Origin of the sequence: Cupriavidus taiwanensis (genome assembly GCF_900249755.1) — a bacterium.
GTDB classification, from domain to species: Bacteria; Pseudomonadota; Gammaproteobacteria; order Burkholderiales; family Burkholderiaceae; genus Cupriavidus; species Cupriavidus taiwanensis_D.
Genome location: NZ_LT976853.1, coordinates 1,616,830 through 1,634,172, shown reverse-complemented (window position 1 = coordinate 1,634,172; position 17,343 = coordinate 1,616,830). Strand labels below are relative to the sequence as shown.

The 17,343-nt window shown below is 68.2% G+C and carries 12 protein-coding genes and 1 tRNA gene; 8 read left to right on the top strand and 5 right to left on the bottom strand.

All coding sequences use genetic code 11. The features are described from left to right. Positions 1–75 precede the first annotated feature (75 nt). The gene (gene aceE, locus CBM2594_RS07510) at positions 76–2,763 is read right to left on the bottom strand and encodes a pyruvate dehydrogenase (acetyl-transferring), homodimeric type (protein ID WP_116356279.1); all 2,688 of its coding nucleotides are present in this window, start codon (positions 2,761–2,763) and stop codon (positions 76–78) included. A gap of 425 nt (positions 2,764–3,188) precedes the next feature. Here aceE and CBM2594_RS07505 point away from each other — a divergent pair, with 425 nt between their 5' ends. Both CBM2594_RS07505 and CBM2594_RS07500 read left to right on the top strand, forming a co-directional pair. After that, entirely contained in the window at positions 3,189–5,801 is a 2,613-nt protein-coding gene (locus CBM2594_RS07505; protein WP_116356278.1) for a PAS domain S-box protein, read from the top strand. 168 nt (positions 5,802–5,969) lie between these two features. After that, positions 5,970–6,602, top strand: a complete 633-nt coding sequence (locus CBM2594_RS07500; protein WP_012352577.1) for a response regulator transcription factor — start codon at positions 5,970–5,972, stop codon at positions 6,600–6,602. 110 nt (positions 6,603–6,712) lie between these two features. Here the strand turns inward: CBM2594_RS07500 and CBM2594_RS07495 are convergent, their stop codons facing one another. Next, on the bottom strand, positions 6,713–7,393 hold the full coding sequence (locus CBM2594_RS07495) for a hypothetical protein (protein ID WP_116356277.1): 681 nt from the start codon (positions 7,391–7,393) through the stop codon (positions 6,713–6,715). A 183-nt stretch (positions 7,394–7,576) separates the two neighbouring features. Here CBM2594_RS07495 and folD point away from each other — a divergent pair, with 183 nt between their 5' ends. The 5 genes from folD to CBM2594_RS07470 all read left to right on the top strand — a co-directional run bounded on the left by folD (position 7,577) and on the right by CBM2594_RS07470 (position 13,917). Further along, entirely contained in the window at positions 7,577–8,428 is an 852-nt protein-coding gene (gene folD, locus CBM2594_RS07490) for a bifunctional methylenetetrahydrofolate dehydrogenase/methenyltetrahydrofolate cyclohydrolase FolD (RefSeq protein WP_116356276.1), read from the top strand. A gap of 103 nt (positions 8,429–8,531) precedes the next feature. Next, complete coding sequence (locus CBM2594_RS07485) at positions 8,532–10,616, top strand: M3 family metallopeptidase (protein ID WP_116356275.1); 2,085 nt, start codon at positions 8,532–8,534, stop codon at positions 10,614–10,616. Further along, positions 10,613–11,443 (top strand): exodeoxyribonuclease III, encoded by an 831-nt coding sequence (gene xth / locus CBM2594_RS07480; RefSeq protein ID WP_198048111.1) that lies wholly within the window; start codon positions 10,613–10,615, stop codon positions 11,441–11,443. The genes CBM2594_RS07485 and xth overlap by 4 nt, the downstream gene beginning before the upstream one ends. Before the next feature lie 106 nt (positions 11,444–11,549). Then, positions 11,550–12,101, top strand: coding sequence for a homoprotocatechuate degradation operon regulator HpaR (gene hpaR / locus CBM2594_RS07475; RefSeq protein ID WP_116356274.1), 552 nt, complete (start codon positions 11,550–11,552; stop codon positions 12,099–12,101). Positions 12,102–12,120: 19 nt separating this feature from the next. After that, positions 12,121–13,917: a SulP family inorganic anion transporter gene (locus CBM2594_RS07470; RefSeq protein ID WP_174076908.1), complete on the top strand. Its 1,797-nt coding sequence runs from the start codon at positions 12,121–12,123 to the stop codon at positions 13,915–13,917. Between the two features lie 185 nt (positions 13,918–14,102). Here the strand turns inward: CBM2594_RS07470 and CBM2594_RS07465 are convergent, their stop codons facing one another. Then, entirely contained in the window at positions 14,103–14,366 is a 264-nt protein-coding gene (locus CBM2594_RS07465) for a DUF1488 domain-containing protein (protein ID WP_018006788.1), read from the bottom strand. A 226-nt stretch (positions 14,367–14,592) separates the two neighbouring features. Here CBM2594_RS07465 and CBM2594_RS07460 point away from each other — a divergent pair. Then, positions 14,593–14,668 (top strand) — tRNA-Lys (locus CBM2594_RS07460). A gap of 115 nt (positions 14,669–14,783) precedes the next feature. Here CBM2594_RS07460 and CBM2594_RS07455 read toward each other — a convergent pair. Continuing rightward, positions 14,784–16,172: an 8-oxoguanine deaminase gene (locus CBM2594_RS07455; protein ID WP_116356273.1), complete on the bottom strand. Its 1,389-nt coding sequence runs from the start codon at positions 16,170–16,172 to the stop codon at positions 14,784–14,786. Positions 16,173–16,318: 146 nt separating this feature from the next. Further along, positions 16,319–17,227, bottom strand: coding sequence for a LysR substrate-binding domain-containing protein (locus CBM2594_RS07450; RefSeq protein ID WP_116356272.1), 909 nt, complete (start codon positions 17,225–17,227; stop codon positions 16,319–16,321). Between the last annotated feature and the right edge of the window lie 116 nt (positions 17,228–17,343).

The window sequence follows — 17,343 nt, the reverse complement described above, 5'->3', positions numbered from 1 at the left end:
GCGCCATCGGGCCGTGGCCCGGGGCGCCCGCGGCACGGCGCTGCCGTACTGCGGGGGTGGGTGCAGGCTGCCGGATCAGACCGACATCGGGTTGGGCTTGTTCGGGTCGAGGTTGTACTTCTTGATCGCTTCGGCAACCTTGTCGCGGCCGATCGCGCCCTCGTCGGCCAGCGCCTTGAGCGCGGCCAGCGTGACCCAGTAGCGGTCCACTTCGAAGAAGTGGCGCAGCTTCTCGCGCGTATCCGAGCGGCCGAAGCCGTCGGTGCCCAGCACCACGTAGCGGCGCGGCACGAACGGGCGGATCTGCTCGGCGAAGGCGCGAATGTAATCGGTCGAGGCGATCACCGGGCCGCGCGCCGACTTCAGCTTCTGCGTGACAAAGGCTTCGCGCTGGGTCTCGGCCGGGTGCAGCAGGTTGTAGCGCTCGGCGGCCTGGCCGTCGCGCGCCAGTTCGGTGAAGCTGGGGCAGCCCCACAGGTCGGACTCGACGCCCCAGTCTTTCTTCAGCAGCTCGGCGGCGGCGATCACCTCGCGGAAGATCGTGCCCGAGCCCAGCAGCTGCACGCGCGGCGCGTTGCTGTTCTCGACGCCCTTGCGGAACTGGTACATGCCCTTGACGATGTCCTGCTCTACGCCAGCCGGCATTTCCGGATGCTCGTAGTTCTCGTTCATCACCGTCAGGTAGTAGTAGACGTCTTCCTGCTCGGCGTACATGCGGCGCAGGCCGTCCTGCATGATCACTGCCAGTTCGTACTGGAAGGTCGGGTCGTACGAGATGCAGTTCGGGATCGCGGCGTGGAACACGTGCGAATGGCCGTCTTCATGCTGCAGGCCTTCGCCGTTCAGCGTGGTGCGGCCGGCGGTGCCGCCCAGCAGGAAGCCGCGCGAGCGCATGTCGGCGGCGGCCCAGCACAGGTCGCCGATGCGCTGGATGCCGAACATCGAGTAGTAGATGTAGAACGGGATCATCTGCACGCCGTGCGTCGAGTACGACGTCGCGGCGGCGATCCAGTCGCACATGGCGCCGGCTTCGTTGATGCCTTCCTGCAGCACCTGGCCAGTCTGCGATTCCTTGTAGAACATCAGCTGGTCATGGTCTTCCGGCACGTACTTCTGGCCTTCCTGGTTCCAGATGCCGACCTGGCGGAACAGGCCTTCCATGCCGAAGGTGCGCGACTCGTCCGGGACGATGGGCACCACGTGCTTGCCGATCTGCTTGTCCTTCAGCAGCGTGTTCAGGATCCGCACGAAGGCCATGGTGGTGGACACTTCGCGGCCTTCGCCGGTGGCCTTGAGCAGGGCTTCGAAGGCCTTCAGCTCGGGCACCTTCAGCGCCTCGGCCTTCTGGCGGCGAGCCGGCAGGTAGCCGCCCAGGTTCATGCGCGCCTGGCGCATGTATTCCAGTTCCTTCGAGCCTTCCTCGAAGGTGACGTAGGGCACTTCTTCCAGCTTGTCGTCGGCGACCGGAATGTTGAACTGGTCGCGGAACTTGCGGATCGCGTCCACCGGCATCTTCTTCTGCTGGTGCGCGACGTTCATGGCCTGGCCGGCGTCGCCCATGCCATAGCCCTTGATGGTCTTGGCCAGGATCAGCGTGGGCTGGCCCTTGTGCTCGCTGGCGGCCTTGTAGGCGGCATAGACCTTGTGCGGATCATGGCCGCCGCGGTTCAGGCGCCAGACATCGTCGTCGGACCAGTCCGCGACCATCGCCTTGAGTTCGGGCGTGTTGAAGAAGTGCTCGCGCACATAGGCGCCGTCCTTGGCCTTGAAGGTCTGGTACTCGCCGTCCACGCACTCCATCATGCGTTTCATCAGCAGGCCCTTGGTGTCGCGTGCCAGCAGGGAATCCCAGCGGCTGCCCCATACCACCTTGATCACGTTCCAGCCGGAACCGCGGAACTCGGATTCGAGTTCCTGGATGATCTTGCCGTTGCCGCGCACCGGGCCATCCAGGCGCTGCAGGTTGCAGTTGATGACGAAGACCAGGTTGTCGAGCTTCTCGCGGCCGGCCATGCCGATCGCGCCCAGCGATTCCGGCTCGTCGGTCTCGCCGTCGCCCAGGAAGGCCCAGACCTTGCGGTCGCCGGCCTTGGCCAGGCCGCGGCTGTCCAGGTACTTCATGAAGCGGGCCTGGTAGATGGCCATGATCGGGCCCAGGCCCATCGACACCGTCGGGAACTGCCAGAAATCCGGCATCAGCCACGGGTGCGGGTACGACGAGATGCCCTTGCCGTCGACTTCCTGGCGGAAGTTGTCGAGCTGGTCCGGGGTCAGGCGGCCGAGCAGGAAGGCGCGCGAATACACGCCCGGAGCCGAGTGGCCCTGCACGAAGACCAGGTCGCCGCCGCTCTGTTCCGAGGGGGCGCGCCAGAAGTGGTTGTAGCCGACGTCGTACAGCGTGGCCGCCGACGCAAACGACGAGATATGGCCGCCGACATTGGTGTGCTTGTTGGCGCGCAGCACCATCGCCATGGCGTTCCAGCGGGTGTACGAGCGGATCCGGTGCTCGATGTCCTGGTCGCCGGGAATGCGGGCCTGCTGCTCGACCGGGATGGTGTTGATGTACTGGGTCTCGGCGTGGAACGGCTGGGTCACGCCGTTCACGCGGGCGTATTCGATCTGCTTGTCGATCAGGAAGGCCGCGCGCGCCGGGCCTTCGGCGGCCAGCACGCCCTGCAGGGCGTCGAGCCATTCATGGGTTTCCTGGGGATCGGCGTCGTTGGCGCTCGAGGCGCCGAGGATCTGCTCTGGTACGGCGGACATGACTGTCTCCTGGGTGAATTCTTGGCTTCCGCGTCCGCGCTGGCAGCGCCGGACACGACTCAACGTATGACTCGCACCGACTTGCGGAGGATCGGCGCCATTGCCGCCTTGCATCGGAGCCGCCGCCGGGAAACCTGTTCCGGTTTCTCCGCGCGGCAGGCGCATGGCTACCGCCCGCATTCTTGGGTCGGACCGATTCTATGGAAGCCCAAAGTCGAGCACAAGCGAAATTTTCAAATTGCGATATCGTTTTTTATAATGTGGAATTATGTGGCAGCGCACAAAGAAGCACCGCCGAGCCCGCCTGCCTCGTGCCTCCGCCTTGCCCGCGCCGGCACGCGGCGCCGGGATTTCATTGGCGCTTTCCCCAAGCGACGCACCGCAATAATCTCGGTACACTGGTCGGTCAGCCGTCAATCCCTCCCATGCCGTTTTTCAGCCGCCTCGATCGTATTTTCCGCAGCCTGCGTGCCGCCATGCTTCCCTCCGATGCGTCGGGTACAGCCAAGGCCGCGGGCGGCGAGTCCGCGCAGGTCCCGCATGCGCCCTCCCCGGCGGCCGGCCTGGGCCCGATCGAAGCGCTGGGCGCCGACGACGGCGTCCTGGTGGCACCGCCGCGCGGCCTGTGGTGGCTGCGCTGGCGCAACCTGGTCGCCACCAGCTGGTTCATGTTCATCCCGCTGGTTGCCATTGTGCTCTTCACCGTGGCGATGGGCGTGATCCTGTGGTCGCTGCACGAGACCGAACGCCAGCAGCAGCGCGACGCGCTGTACCGCGACGCGGCGTGGGCGCAGCAGCGCGTGCGCCTGTCGCTGCTGAGCAACCAGGACCAGCTCGCCTCGCTCGCGCGCGACATCGCCGCCGCGCAGCTGGAGCAAGGCGCGTACCGCACCGCGGCGCAGGAAATCCTGCGCGAGAACCCCGAGATCGTCTTCATCAACTGGCTCGACGCCACCAAGCGCGGCCGCTGGTCGCTGCCGTCGACCTCCGAGTTCGCCAGCCGCCTGCGCGAGAACCAGGACCAGCCGCTCGAACCCGAAGTGCTCGACACCTTCGACGCCGCGCGCGAGACCCAGCGCGTGGTCTACTCGCGCCCGCTGGTCAACGAGCGCGGCGACAGCTTCATGCTGATGGAAGTGCCGATCGTGCGCGACAACGAGTTCCTCGGCACGCTCGGCGCGCTGTACTCGATCAACGGCATCCTGACGCACCTGCTGCCGCCCGAGCTGACCGAGCGCTACCGCTTCTCGCTGATCGACAAGAACAACCAGACCCGCGCCAGCACCTCGCTGCGGCCGGTGCCGGGCAACGCGCTGTCGTACGAGGTGCTGCTCGACCCGCCGGGCCATTCGCTGTCGCTGCGCGCCGATGCCTATCCGCCGGCATCGAACCTGCCCAACAACATGCTGCTGTGGCTGGTGGTGGGGCTGTCGTGCTTCCTGCTGTGGAGCCTGTGGAGCATGTGGCGGCATACCAGCCGCCGTTCCGAGGCGCAGCGCGCGCTGCTGGCCGAGACCTCGTTCCGGCGCGCGATGGAAAACTCGATGCTGATCGGCCTGCGCGCGCTCGACCTGAACGGCCGCATCACCTACGTCAACCCGGCCTTCTGCCGCATGACCGGCTGGCAGGAGAACGACCTGGTGGGCCGCCTGCCGCCCTTCCCCTACTGGCCGCCCAACGACCAGCCGGAGATGCAGAAGCAGATCGACCTGACGCTGCAGGGCAAGTCGCCCGCCGGCGGCTACGAGATGCGCGTGATGCGCCGCGACGGCAGCAGCTTCTATGCGCGCATGTACGTGTCGCCGCTGGTCGACAGCCGCGGCCGCCATACCGGCTGGATGAGCTCGATGACGGACATCACCGAGCCCAAACGCGCGCGCGAGGAACTGGCCGCCGCGCATGACCGCTTCACCACCGTGCTGGAAAGCCTGGACGCCGCGGTGTCGGTGCTGGCCACCGACAAGGCCGAACTGCTGTTCGCCAACCGCTACTACCGGCAGCTGTTCGGCTGGGAGGCCGACGGCCACCTGAAGCTGGCCGGCGACGAGCTCGACAAGGACCAGGTCTCGAGCGACAACACCGACTATGTCGACGCCTATGCCGGCCTGCCGGCATCGGAACTGATGCCGTACGCATCCGACGCGCGCGAGGTGTTCGTGCCGGACATGCAGAAGTGGTTCGAGGTGCGCCGCCGCTATATCCAGTGGGTCGACGGCCACCTGGCGCAGATGCAGATCGCCACCGACATCACCGTGCGCAAGGCCGCCGAGGAAATGGCGCGCCAGCATGAAGAGCGCCTGCAGTTCACCAGCCGCCTGACCACCATGGGCGAGATGGCGTCGTCGCTGGCGCACGAGCTGAACCAGCCGCTGGCCGCGATCAACAACTACTGCATGGGTGCCGTGGCGCGGCTGCATTCGGGGCGCAGCACGCCCGAAGACCTGATCCCGGTGCTGGAGAAGACCTCGGCGCAGGCGGTGCGGGCCGGCACCATCATCAGCCGCATCCGCGGCTTCGTGAAGCGCAGCCAGCCGCAGCGGCGCGAGGCCGCGCTGCACGACATCGTCGCCGACGCCGTGGGCCTGGCCGACCTGGAGGCCACGCGCCGCCGCGTCACCATCCTGACCCGGCTGCCGTCGCCGCCGCTGACGGTGTATGTGGATCCGGTGCTGATCGAGCAGGTGCTGGTGAACCTGCTCAAGAACGCGGTCGAGGCCATGGCCGGGCTGCCGGCGCTGCGTGCCGGCGGCGTGGTGCGGCTGCACGCGCGGGTCGAGGCGGGCGAGATCGGCGACAACGTCCATATCGACGTGATCGACCAGGGGCCCGGCGTCGACGAGGCCACCAAGGAGCGGCTGTTCGAGCCCTTCTTCAGCACCAAGTCAGACGGCATGGGCATGGGGCTGAACATCTGCCGCTCGATCATCGAGTCGCACCAGGGCCGGCTGTGGGTCGAGAACAATATCGACGGCATCGGCTGTACATTCAAGATCATGCTGCCGCTGCAATCGGCGCCGGCCGAAACGCCGGCCGAATAACAAGAAACCAGAGCCCGCCCACGCGGGCCGCGCGCACCCTTGCGCATCATCGGATGCCTGGCACCCGGCTGCGCCGCTCCCCCCTCCGACGTGGGGGGCCTGTCTCGCCACAGAGGGCCGCTGCCGGTTACACTTCGCAGCAATGAATTGTTGTCCCGAGGAGACTACATGACCGCAACGCCAAACCCCACGCCCCACCGCGGCGAGACCGTGTTCATCGTCGACGACGATGAAGCCATGCGCGACTCGCTGACCTGGCTGCTGGAGGGCAATGGCTATCAGGTGCGCAGCTTCACCAGCGCCGAGCAGTTCCTCGCCGCCTACGACGCCAGCCAGGTGTCCTGCCTGATCCTGGACGTGCGCATGCCCGGCATGAGCGGACCGGAGCTGCAGGAGCGCATGCTGGCCGAGCAGATCGACATTCCGATCGTCTTCATCACCGGCCACGGCGACGTGCCGATGGCGGTATCGACGATGAAGCGCGGCGCGATCGACTTCATCGAGAAGCCCTTCGATGAATCCGAGTTGCGCGCGCTGGTCGAGCGCATGCTGCAGAAGGCCCGCACCGACCACTCCACCGCCCGCGAGCAGCGCGCCGCCAAGGACCTGCTGGGCAAGCTGACCACGCGCGAGCAGCAGGTGCTGGAGCGCATCGTGGCCGGCCGCCTGAACAAGCAGATCGCCGACGACCTGGGCATTTCCATCAAGACCGTCGAGGCGCACCGCGCCAACATCATGGAAAAGCTCAACGTCAACACCGTCGCCGACCTGCTGCGCCTGGCGCTGTCGCGCAACAGCTGAGCGGCTGGCGCCTGCCCCCTTGCCTGGTGCGGCCCTGGGCCGCACCTGCGCCCCACTGCGCCCCACTGCGCCCCTCTGCGCCCCTTCCTCACCCCCTGCCGCACCCCGGCTCAGCCGCGCAGGTAATCCTCGTCACGGAACGTAACCACCCATTGTGGCCGATAGACCACAAACACCGCGACCAGCATGCCGGTCAGAAACGCCTCGCCAAACGCCAGGATCACGGCGCCGAGCAGCGTGTCGGCCAGGCTCAGCGGCTGTCCCGGCATGGTCAGGTGGCGCCACGCCGCCTGCGCCGCCCCGGCGCCGAGCGCCGCCAGGCCAGCAGTGAAATACCCATGCCCGAGGATAAAGACGAACGGGTGGCGCGGCAGCAGGCGCCGCATCGCCGCCTGCAGGCCCGCCGAGACCAGCGCCGGCAGCAGCGCCAGCCAGACATAGCGCACCCATAGCGCGGCCCAGTCGAACTGGCTCCAGCCGTGCCCGGCCAGGTATTCCAGCCCCAGCAGCGAGATCACGTCCGCGGCGAACAGCGACAGCAGCGCCAGCGGCAGCCCGAACAGCGTCACCATCAGCGTGGCGCCGAGCAGCTGGATCACCATGCCGCCGGCCAGCGTCGCGCGCACCGTCCACAGCAGCGCCACCAGCAGCATCGCCCCCAGCCAGGCATTCTGCAGCGCATCGCGGCGCAGCAGCCGCCACGGCCGGCGCGTCAGCGCCCACAGCAGTCCGCATACGGACAGCAGCACCAGCAGCGGATCGGACAGCGTCGGGGCAAGCGCGGTAGGCATGCAGGCGATGCTACCAGCGCCGGGGCGGAGGCATCGCTGCCGGCGGTCAAGCAGCGTGCGGCAGGCCGCGCGCAACCCTTATAATTCCGCCTTTGGCCCCCGCCGCGCGCCTGCGCGGACCGGGCGCCGCACTCTTCTCACCACGTTCTCACCACCTTCTCGCCATCATCCGGCCCTGCCTCCATGCCTGCCCAACTGATCGACGGCAACGCCCTTGCCAAGCAAATCCGCTCCGAAGCCGCCCAGCGCGCCGCCCGCCTGACCGAACGCGGCCACCAGCCCGGCCTGGCCGTGGTGCTGGTGGGCGAAGACCCGGCCAGCCAGGTCTACGTGCGCAACAAGGTCAAGGCGTGCGAGGACAACGGCTTCCATTCGTCGCTGGACCGCTATCCCGCCGACCTGTCCGAGGCCGACCTGCTGGCCCGCATCGACCAGCTCAACCGCGACCCGCGCATCCACGGCATCCTGGTGCAGCTGCCGCTGCCCAGGCACATCGACAGCCACAAGGTGCTCGAAGCGATCGCGCCGGAAAAGGATGTCGACGGCTTCCACGTGGCCAATGCCGGCGCGCTGATGACCGGCGCGCCGCTGTTCCGCCCGTGCACGCCCTATGGCTGCATGAAGATGCTGGAATCGATCCAGTTCCCGCTGCGCGGCGCCCGCGCCGTGGTGGTGGGCGCCTCCAACATCGTCGGCAAGCCGATGGCGATGCTGCTGCTGCAGGCCGGCGCCACCGTCACCATCTGCAACAGCAAGACGCGCGATATCGGCGCCCACACCCGCGACGCCGACGTGGTGGTGGCCGCGGTCGGCAAGCGCAACCTGATCACGGCCGACATGGTCAAGCCCGGCGCGGTGGTGATCGATGTCGGCATGAACCGCGATGACCACGGCAAGCTGTGCGGCGATGTCGACTTCGCCGGCGTGCGCGAAGTCGCCGGCTACATCACGCCGGTGCCTGGCGGGGTGGGGCCGATGACCATCACCATGCTGCTGATCAATACGCTGGAAGCCGCCGAGCGCGCCGCGGGCTGACGCCGCGCGTACGATACGCCGCCCGGGGCTCTGGAAAATCCGGCGCCCCGGCCCCATCTGCGGGAATATTGCCCGATCGAGGCCAGCCAACCGAGAACACGCCATGGACCAAGCCGCCAACGCTACCAATCCTCTGCTGGACTTTTCCGACCTGCCCCGCTTTGCCGAGATCCGGCCCGAGCACATCAGCCCCGCGCTCGACGTGCTGCTGGAACGCGCGCAACAGGCCGTCGCCCGCGCCGAAGATCCCGCCACGCCTGCTGACTGGGCCAATGCCGTGCAGGCGCTGGAAGCCGCCACCGAGCCGCTGGGCCGCGCCTGGGGCGTGGTCAGCCACCTGAGCGCCGTCGCCGATACGCCCGAGCTGCGCCAGGTGCATGCCGAGAACCTGCCGCGCATGACCGAGTTCTGGTCTTCGCTCGGCCAGAGCCTCGCGCTGTATGACAAGTACAAGACGCTGGCAGCCAGCCCGGAGTTCGCCGGCATGAGCGCGGCGCGCCACCAGCTGATCGAGAACGAGCTGCGCGGCTTCCGCCTGGGCGGCGCCGAACTGCCCGAAGACAAGAAGCCGCGCTTCGCCGAAATCCAGGAGCAGCAGGCCCAGCTGTCCAAGGCCTTCTCCGACCACGTGCTGGACGCCACCAACGCCTACGCGCTGGTCATCGAAGACGAGGCGCGCCTGTCCGGCCTGCCCGACGACGCCCGCGAGGCCGCCCGCCACGCCGCGCAAAAGGACGGCAAGGCCGGCTGGAAGTTCACGCTGCACTTCCCCTCCTACTTCCCGGTGCTGCAGTACGCGGACGACCGCGCGCTGCGCCAGACCCTGTACGAGGCCAACGTCACGCGCGCGTCCGAGCTCGGGCCGCAGCACGGCCAGGGCCAGGCCGACTGGGACAACACCGCCAATATGCGCGAGCAGCTGGCGCTGCGCCGCGAAGAGGCGCAGATGCTCGGCTACCAGTGCTATGGCGAAGTCTCGCTGGTGCCGAAGATGGCCGAATCGCCGGCCGAGGTGCTGAAGTTCCTCGACGAGCTCGCCGTCAAGGCGCGCCCCTACGCCGAGCAGGACTGGGCCGAGCTGAAGGCCTTCGCCGCGGCCGAGCTGAACCTGCCGGAGCTGGCGCCGTGGGACGTGGCCTATGCCTCGGAAAAGCTGCGCCAGCAGCGCTATGCGTTCTCCGAGCATGAGGTCAAGCAGTATTTCCCGGAAGCCAGGGTGCTGGAAGGCCTGTTCGGCGTGGTGCAGAAGCTGTTCTCGGTGCGCATCGAGCCCGAGCCGGCGCAGACCTGGCACCCGGACGCGCGCTTCTTCCGCGTCACCACCGCCGACGGCACGCTGCTTGCCCAGTTCTACATCGACCTGTACGCGCGCGAAGGCAAGCGCGGCGGCGCCTGGATGGACGACGCGCGCGGGCGCAAGGTGCTCGAGCACGGCGGCGTGCAGACCCCGGTGGCCTACCTGACCTGCAATTTCTCGGCGCCGGTCGGCGGCAAGCCCGCGCTGTTCACGCACGATGAAGTGATCACGCTGTTCCATGAGTTCGGCCACGGCCTGCACCACATGCTGACGCAGGTGGGCGAGCTGGGCGTGTCGGGCATCAACGGCGTGGAGTGGGACGCGGTCGAGCTGCCGTCGCAGTTCATGGAAAACTTCTGCTGGGAGTACGAGGTGCTGACCGGCATGACCCGGCACGTCGACACCGGCGAGCCGCTGCCGCGCGCGCTGTTCGAGCGCATGCTGGCGGCCAAGAACTTCCAGAACGGCATGATGACGCTGCGCCAGATCGTGTTCTCGTCGTTCGACATGCACCTGCATACCGATTTCGACCCGGCCGGCGCCACCTCGGTGCTGGAGCTGTCGCGCCAGATCAACGACCGCGTGCACGTGGTGCCGCAGCATCCGCTGTCGCGCTGGCCGAATACCTTCAGCCATATCTTTGCCGGCGGCTATGCCGCGGGCTACTACAGCTACAAGTGGGCCGAAGTGCTGTCGGCCGACGTCTACGCGGCGTTCGAAGAGGCCGCGCAGCTGTCGGGCACCGTGCTCGACAGCGAGACCGGCGCGCGCTACCAGCGCGAGATCCTGTCGGTAGGCGGCAGCCGCCCGGCGATGGACTCGTTCGTAGCGTTCCGCGGCCGCGCGCCGCAGATCGACGCGCTGCTGCGCCACGGCGGGATGGCGGCATGAGCGCGCTCGGACTGCCGCACCAGGGTCCGCTGCGCATCGCCAGCTGGAACGTCAACTCGCTGAAGGTACGCCTGCCGCAGGTGCTGCAATGGCTGGCCGAGCAGGACCAGGCCGGCGCGCCGATCGACGCGCTGTGCCTGCAGGAACTGAAGCTGCCCGACGACAAGTACCCGCTGGCCGAACTGGAAAACGCCGGGTTCCACAGCATCTACACCGGCCAGAAGACGTACAACGGCGTCGCCATCCTGGCGCGCGACGCCAGCATGCCCGGTCCCGTCGACGTGGTGCGCAACATCCCCGGCTTCGAGGACGCGCAGCAGCGCGTGATCGCCGCCACTTATGGAGACCTGCGTCTGGTCTGCGCCTACTTTCCCAACGGGCAGGCGCCCGACTCGGAGAAATTCGCCTACAAGCTGCAATGGCTGGAAGCGATGACCGCGTGGCTGCGCGAGGAACTGGCGCGCCACCCCCGGCTGGCGCTGCTGGGCGACTTCAATATCGCGCCGGAAGACCGCGACGTGCACGATCCGGCCAAGTGGGAAGGCCAGAACCTGGTCTCGCCGCCGGAGCGCGCCGCCTTTGCCGCGCTGCTGGAACTGGGCCTGGCCGATGCGTTCCGCAAGTTTGAACAGCCGGACAAGGCGTTCTCGTGGTGGGACTACCGCATGCTGGCATTCCGGCGCAATGCCGGGCTGCGCATCGACCATATCCTGCTGTCGCCGGCGCTGACCGAGCAGTGCACCGCCTGCGTGATCGACCGGGTGCCGCGCACCTGGGAGCAGCCGTCCGACCACACCCCGGTGGTCGCGACGCTGCACTGCGGCTGAGCCGCGCCGGCGTGCGCGCGCGGCCGCGCTGGCGCCTGGCGCGGGTTCAGGCAAGCCCGGGCAAGCCCCGCTCGCCGCAGGCCGCCGTGCCCGCTACACTGCGGGCATGAGCCCTTCCAGCCAGGCCATGTTTCGCCATCGCAATCTCCCTCACTTGCTGCTGCAGGCACGCGAAGCGTTGCTGGCTGGATTCCGGCCGATCCTGCGGCAGTTCGGCGTGACCGAGCAGCAATGGCGCGTGCTGCGCACGCTCAACGAGCGCGGGCCGATGGAGCCCAACCAGCTCGCCGAGGCCTGCCTGATCCTGAGCCCCAGCCTGACCCGCATGCTGGCGGGCATGGCAGACGCCGGGCTGGTCGAGCGCACCCGCTCGGCCACCGACCAGCGCCGCCAGCTGGTCAACCTGACCGGCGCCGCGCGCGACATCATCGCTCAAATGGAACCGCTGATCGACGCCCGCTACCAGCAGCTCGCGCAGCAGCTGGGTGCCGAGCGGCTGGCCGAGGTCTATCGCGCGCTCGACGCCATGCTGGCCAGCTTGGGCGCGCAGCCCGCCCCCACCCCGTCCACCCCGTCCACCCCGTCCACCCCGTCCAACCCGTCCACCCCGCCTGCCTCCGCTTCGCCGCCGTCCGGGCGCGGCGACGAAGCGGGCTAGCCTGTCCCGTTCACTGCCAATGCCGACCACCGGAGCCCTGTTGCCACGCCTGTTTCCCTGGAGCCAGCGCGTCGATTCGACCACGCTGCGCGCCGACCTGGTGGCGGGATTGCTCGGGGCGGTGCTGGTGTTGCCGCAGGGGGTGGCGTTCGCCACGCTCGCGGGCCTGCCGCCGCAGTACGGCATCTACAGCGCCGTGGTGCCGTGCATCGTGGCAGCACTGTTCGGGTCCAGCTGGCACGTGATGTCGGGGCCCACCAATGCGAACTCGCTGGCGCTGTTCGCGATGCTGAGCCCGCTCGCGTTCGCGGGCAGCCCGGCGTATATCGGCCTGGCGCTGGCGGTCACCATCGTGGTGGGCGTGATGCAGCTGGCGGTGGGCACGCTGCGGCTGGGGTCGCTCGCCAACTTTATCTCGCCGTCGGTGCTGCTCGGCTTTACCTGCGGCGCGGCGACGCTGATCGGCCTGTACGCGCTGAAGGACCTGTTCGGGCTGTCGGTGCCGACCGGCACCAGCGCCTTCGGCGTGCTGCGGCACCTGTTCGAGAATCTTGCCGCCATCAACTGGGACGCGGCCATGGTAGGCGCGGTCACGCTGGCGGTGACGCTGCTGTGCAAGCGGCTGTGGCGGCGGCTGCCGTTCATGCTGCTGGGCCTGCTGGCGGGCTATGGCGTGGCGCTGCTGTTGAACCAGGCCGGCGGCCACCACGTCAGCGTGGTCGGGCCGATTCCGTCGGCGCTGCCGCACTTCCAGGTGCCGGACGCCGACTGGCGCAAGCTGCCCGACCTGCTCGGCATCGCCGCGGCGCTGACCATCGTCGCGCTGGGTCAGTCGATCTCGATCGCCAAGGCGGTGGCGTTGCGCTCCGGCCAGCATATCGATGCCAACCGCGAATTCATCGGGCAGGGCCTGTCGAATATCGCCGGCGGCTTCTTCTCCGGCTATATCTCCTGCGGCTCGCTCAACCGCTCGGTGCCCAACTTCGAGGCCGGCGCGCGCACGCCGCTGGCGAGCGTGTTCTCGGCGTTGTGGCTGGTGGCGCTGGTAGCGGTCAGCGCGCCGCTGCTGGCGCAGATCCCGATGGCGGCGATTGCCGCGATGCTGCTGCTGGTGGCTTGGGGCCTGCTGGACATCGCGCGGCTGCGCCGCATCTTCACGCTCAGCCGCACCGAGTTCGCCATCGCCATCGGCACCTTTGCTGCCACGCTGGTGATCCGGCTGGAAATGGCGGTGCTGCTCGGCACCGTGCTGTCGCTGGTGGCCTACCTGTACCGCACCTCGCGGCCCGCCGTGCGCAGCCTGGTGCCCGATGCCGACGACCCCGGCCGGCGCTTCACGCCGCTGGACGAACTGCGCCGGCCGCAGCCCGAATGCCCGCAGCTCAAGCTGCTGCGCATGGAAGGCGCGATCTACTTCGGCGCCGTGCAATACGTGACCGACCGCCTGCACTGGCTGCGCACCGTCAATGCCGGCCAGACCCACCTGCTGGCGATGACCAAGAGCATGAATTTCATCGACCTGGCCGGCGCCGAGATGTGGGAATACGAGCTGAGCGAGCGCCGCGCGCTGGGCGGCGACCTGTACTTCCACCGCCCGCGCACGCAGGTATTGCAGACCTGGGCGCAGACCGGCTTTGCCGACAAGCTCGGCGCCGACCATGTGTTCCCGACCAAGCGGCAGGCGCTGCACACCATCATCGGGCAACTGTCGCCGGAGATCTGCGCGCGCTGCACGGTGCGGATCTTCGAGGAATGCGCGGGGCGGCCGGGCGGCACTGCGGCACCTGCAGCACCGGCAGCGTCCACATCGCCATGAACGGAGCGCCCGCACAGGCGCGCTTCGCCATGATGACAGCGGCAAAAAAAACAAAAACGGAAACTGGGGATTGCCTGCGCCGGCGGCACCGGCTGGCAAGCAAGGCCGGACGGCCTATGCTCTGAACCCTGATACCGGATGGGCGCCCGCGGCTTGCCTGGGGCTGGCCGGGGCATCCATCCGCATCAGATCGGCGCCACGTGGGCGCGCTTGACGACGATAGGCTGCGGCGCGCCCTGCTCGATCAGCACCACGGCGGCGCGTTCGATGGTTTCGCGGCCGGCGCGGAATGCTTCTTCGAGTGACAGCACCTGGTCGGCGCTGAAACCTTCCCACAGTGCTTCGCGTGTCACCACGCAAGTCACCTTCTCGCCATTGACAAGTGCCTGGAACAACAAGCCTTCGTTATTGATGTCGTAGCGCTCTTGCTCTTGGAATTTGATATCCATCGGTGCAGCCCTCCATATGCAAGTGGAGAAACATCCTAACATGGCTCCGGCAAAATCGTATGGGTGGAACCCATGCGATGGGGTTCATTCGGAAGACCATCGCGACCGCGGTTCGGTTCCGCCGGCCACTCCCTTCGCAGGTGGGGCGCATGCTCGCGGCTTGCCATGGCAATTGCGTCGGGCAATTGACAGCGCCGGAAATCATGCTAAAATCTCGTTCTTCGTTGGGGCGTTAGCTCAGTTGGTAGAGCAGCGGACTCTTAATCCGTAGGTCGAGTGTTCGAGTCACTCACGCCCCACCAGCGAATTCAAAAAGGCCGGAAGCAGCAATGCTTCCGGCCTTTTGCTTTGTGCATTGGCAGACCACACCAATGCGCCGGCGCACGGGCCGCCGCCCTGCGCCCCGGCGCCGTTTCGTCACGCGCCGACGCTGGCCCGTTCGAACAGCGTGCGCGCCAGCGCGCGATGGCGCAGCAGCACGCCCGGCAGGTCGGCCGTGAGCAGCTCGCCGTCGCGCACCACTTCCCTGCCGTTGATCACGCTGGCCGCGACATTGGCCGGCGTGCAGAACACCAGCGCCGCGACCGGGTCATGGCCGGCGCCGGCAAACCCGACTTCCGACATGTCGAAGGCAATGAAGTCGGCCGACATGCCCGGTGCCAGCGCCCCGATATCGTCACGGTTGAGCACGCGCGCGCCGCCCAGCGTGGCGATCTCCAGCGCCTCGCGCGCGCTCATCGCGGCCGGGCCGTAGCCGACGCGCTGCAGCAGCATGGCCTGGCGCGCTTCGCCCAGCATATGCGCGCCGTCGTTCGACGCGCTGCCGTCGACGCCCAGCCCCACCGGCACGCCGGCATCGCGCATGGCGCGCACCGGCGCAATGCCCGATGCCAGCCGCATGTTCGAGCACGGGCAATGCGCCACCCCGGTGCCGGTCCGCGCGAACAGCGCGATGCCCTCGTCGTCCAGCTTGACGCAGTGCGCGTGCCACACATCGTGGCCGACCCAGCCCAGGTCCTCGGCATACTGCGCCGGCGTCAGGCCGAACTTCTCGCGCGAATAGGCGATGTCGTTGTCGTTCTCGGCCAGGTGCGTATGCAGCGATACGCCGTAGTGCCGCGCCATCCGCGCCGACTCGCGCATCAGGTCGCGCGACACCGAGAACGGCGAGCACGGCGCCAGCACCACGCGCAGCATCGCGTGGCGCGCGCTGTCGTGGAACTGCTCGACCAGCCGCTGGCTGTCGCGCAGGATCGCGGCTTCGTCTTCCACCACCACGTCCGGCGGCAGGCCGCCCTTGCTGCGGCCAACGCTCATCGAGCCGCGCGCGGCGTGGAAGCGCATGCCCATCTCCTGCGCCGCGGCGATCGAGTCATCCAGGCGCGAACCGTTGGGAAACAGGTAGAGGTGGTCGCTGGTGGTGGTGCAGCCCGACAGCATCAGCTCGGCCATCGCGGTCTTGGTCGACACCGCAATCATCTCCGGCGTCAGGTGCGACCACAGCATGTACAGGTTGGTCAGCCACGAGAACAGCTCGGCATCCTGCGCCGCGGGCACCGCGCGCGTCAGGCTCTGGTACATGTGGTGGTGCGTGTTGACCAGCCCGGGCGTGACCACGCGGCCGCGCATGTCGAGCACCTGCGCGCTGCCGTCGTCGACCATGCGCCGGTATTGCGGCGGCAACTCGGCGGTGGGGCCGACCCATTGCACGGCGGGGCCTTCGGCAACCAGCGCGCCGTCGCGGATCTCGCGGCGCCGGGCGTCCATGGTCACGAGGACGTCGGCATTGAGGGCAATCAGGGTCATGGCGGGGTTCCTTCTGCGAAGCGGGATGGGAGTCGACTGGAGTCGATACGGTCGGCGCCAGTCTACGGCGCCGCGCTGCCATCGCCCAAGCGCAGAATTCCGAGCAGCCTGTCCACAAAAAGTGGACACACACCATCGAACCGGGCCTAGCGTGCCTGCGCGAACAGCATCGCCAGCGCGTCGCCGATGCGCTCGGCCATCAGCCCGGCCGCGGCACTGGGCTGGCCGGCGGCGCGCGCCACCAGTGTCAGGGTCTGGCCTTGCAGGTGACGGTCGCGCAGCGGTACGTAGACCAGCACCTGGCGCGCGCGCTCCTCCATCACGTCGAGCGGGTTCAGCAGCGCAATGCCGGTCCCCAGCAGCACCAGCTGCCGGATCAGCGCGGTCGAGGTCGACTCCGCCACCGGCGAGACTTCGATCGCATTGCGCGCAAACGCCGCATCCAGGATGCCGCGGATCGACAACGAGGGTGCCGGCAGGATCAGCGGATAGCCGACGCATTCGCTCAGCAGCACCGATGGCCGCGCCGCCAGCGCATGGCCCGGCGGCACCACCGCGCCGATCTGCCAGTCGCTGCTGGCCAGCGCGCGCAAGGCCGGCAGTTCGGGCAGGTCATAGCCCAGCCCGAGGTCGGCATCGCCCTGCTCCACCGCCGCAATGATGTCGCCCACCGGCAGGTCATTGACGCGCACCACGATGCCCGGATAGCGCTGGCGGAAGTCATGCACCAGCGGCGGCATCAGCGAGCCCGCCAGGCCCGCCGTCACCGCCACCGTGACCTCGCCCCGGCGCGCGCCCTTGAAGTCTTCGATACGCTCGCGCAGCGCGTCGTGCTCGCGCAGGGTCTGGCGGACATGGGCCAGCACCATCTCGCCCAGCGGCGTCAGCCGCAGGCGCTTGTTGATGCGCTCGAACAGCGGCGCGCCCAGTTCCGCCTCCAGGTCCAGGATCTGCCGGTTGACCGCGGTCGGCGCCACGTGCAGGTGCTCGGCCGCCTTGCGGATGGAACCGCGGCGGACGACTTCGTCGAGATAGCGTAAGACTCTGGCGTGCATGGAGCGGGCAAGCAGGTGGAGGCCGGGCGGATGCGCGGCCGGCTGGCATTGTAGCGGCCGGCACAGGCCGGGCCGCAAAAAATGCCCGAAGGCTATTGCGCCGCATCCGATACCTT

Coding starts and splice junctions, on each gene's coding strand:
- aceE (WP_116356279.1), bottom strand. CDS start 2,763: ATGTCCGCCGTACCAGAGCAGATCCTCGGCGCCTCGAGCGCCAACGAC.
- CBM2594_RS07505 (WP_116356278.1), top strand. CDS start 3,189: ATGCCGTTTTTCAGCCGCCTCGATCGTATTTTCCGCAGCCTGCGTGCC.
- CBM2594_RS07500 (WP_012352577.1), top strand. CDS start 5,970: ATGACCGCAACGCCAAACCCCACGCCCCACCGCGGCGAGACCGTGTTC.
- CBM2594_RS07495 (WP_116356277.1), bottom strand. CDS start 7,393: ATGCCTACCGCGCTTGCCCCGACGCTGTCCGATCCGCTGCTGGTGCTG.
- folD (WP_116356276.1), top strand. CDS start 7,577: ATGCCTGCCCAACTGATCGACGGCAACGCCCTTGCCAAGCAAATCCGC.
- CBM2594_RS07485 (WP_116356275.1), top strand. CDS start 8,532: ATGGACCAAGCCGCCAACGCTACCAATCCTCTGCTGGACTTTTCCGAC.
- xth (WP_198048111.1), top strand. CDS start 10,613: ATGAGCGCGCTCGGACTGCCGCACCAGGGTCCGCTGCGCATCGCCAGC.
- hpaR (WP_116356274.1), top strand. CDS start 11,550: ATGAGCCCTTCCAGCCAGGCCATGTTTCGCCATCGCAATCTCCCTCAC.
- CBM2594_RS07470 (WP_174076908.1), top strand. CDS start 12,121: ATGCCGACCACCGGAGCCCTGTTGCCACGCCTGTTTCCCTGGAGCCAG.
- CBM2594_RS07465 (WP_018006788.1), bottom strand. CDS start 14,366: ATGGATATCAAATTCCAAGAGCAAGAGCGCTACGACATCAATAACGAA.
- CBM2594_RS07455 (WP_116356273.1), bottom strand. CDS start 16,172: ATGACCCTGATTGCCCTCAATGCCGACGTCCTCGTGACCATGGACGCC.
- CBM2594_RS07450 (WP_116356272.1), bottom strand. CDS start 17,227: ATGCACGCCAGAGTCTTACGCTATCTCGACGAAGTCGTCCGCCGCGGT.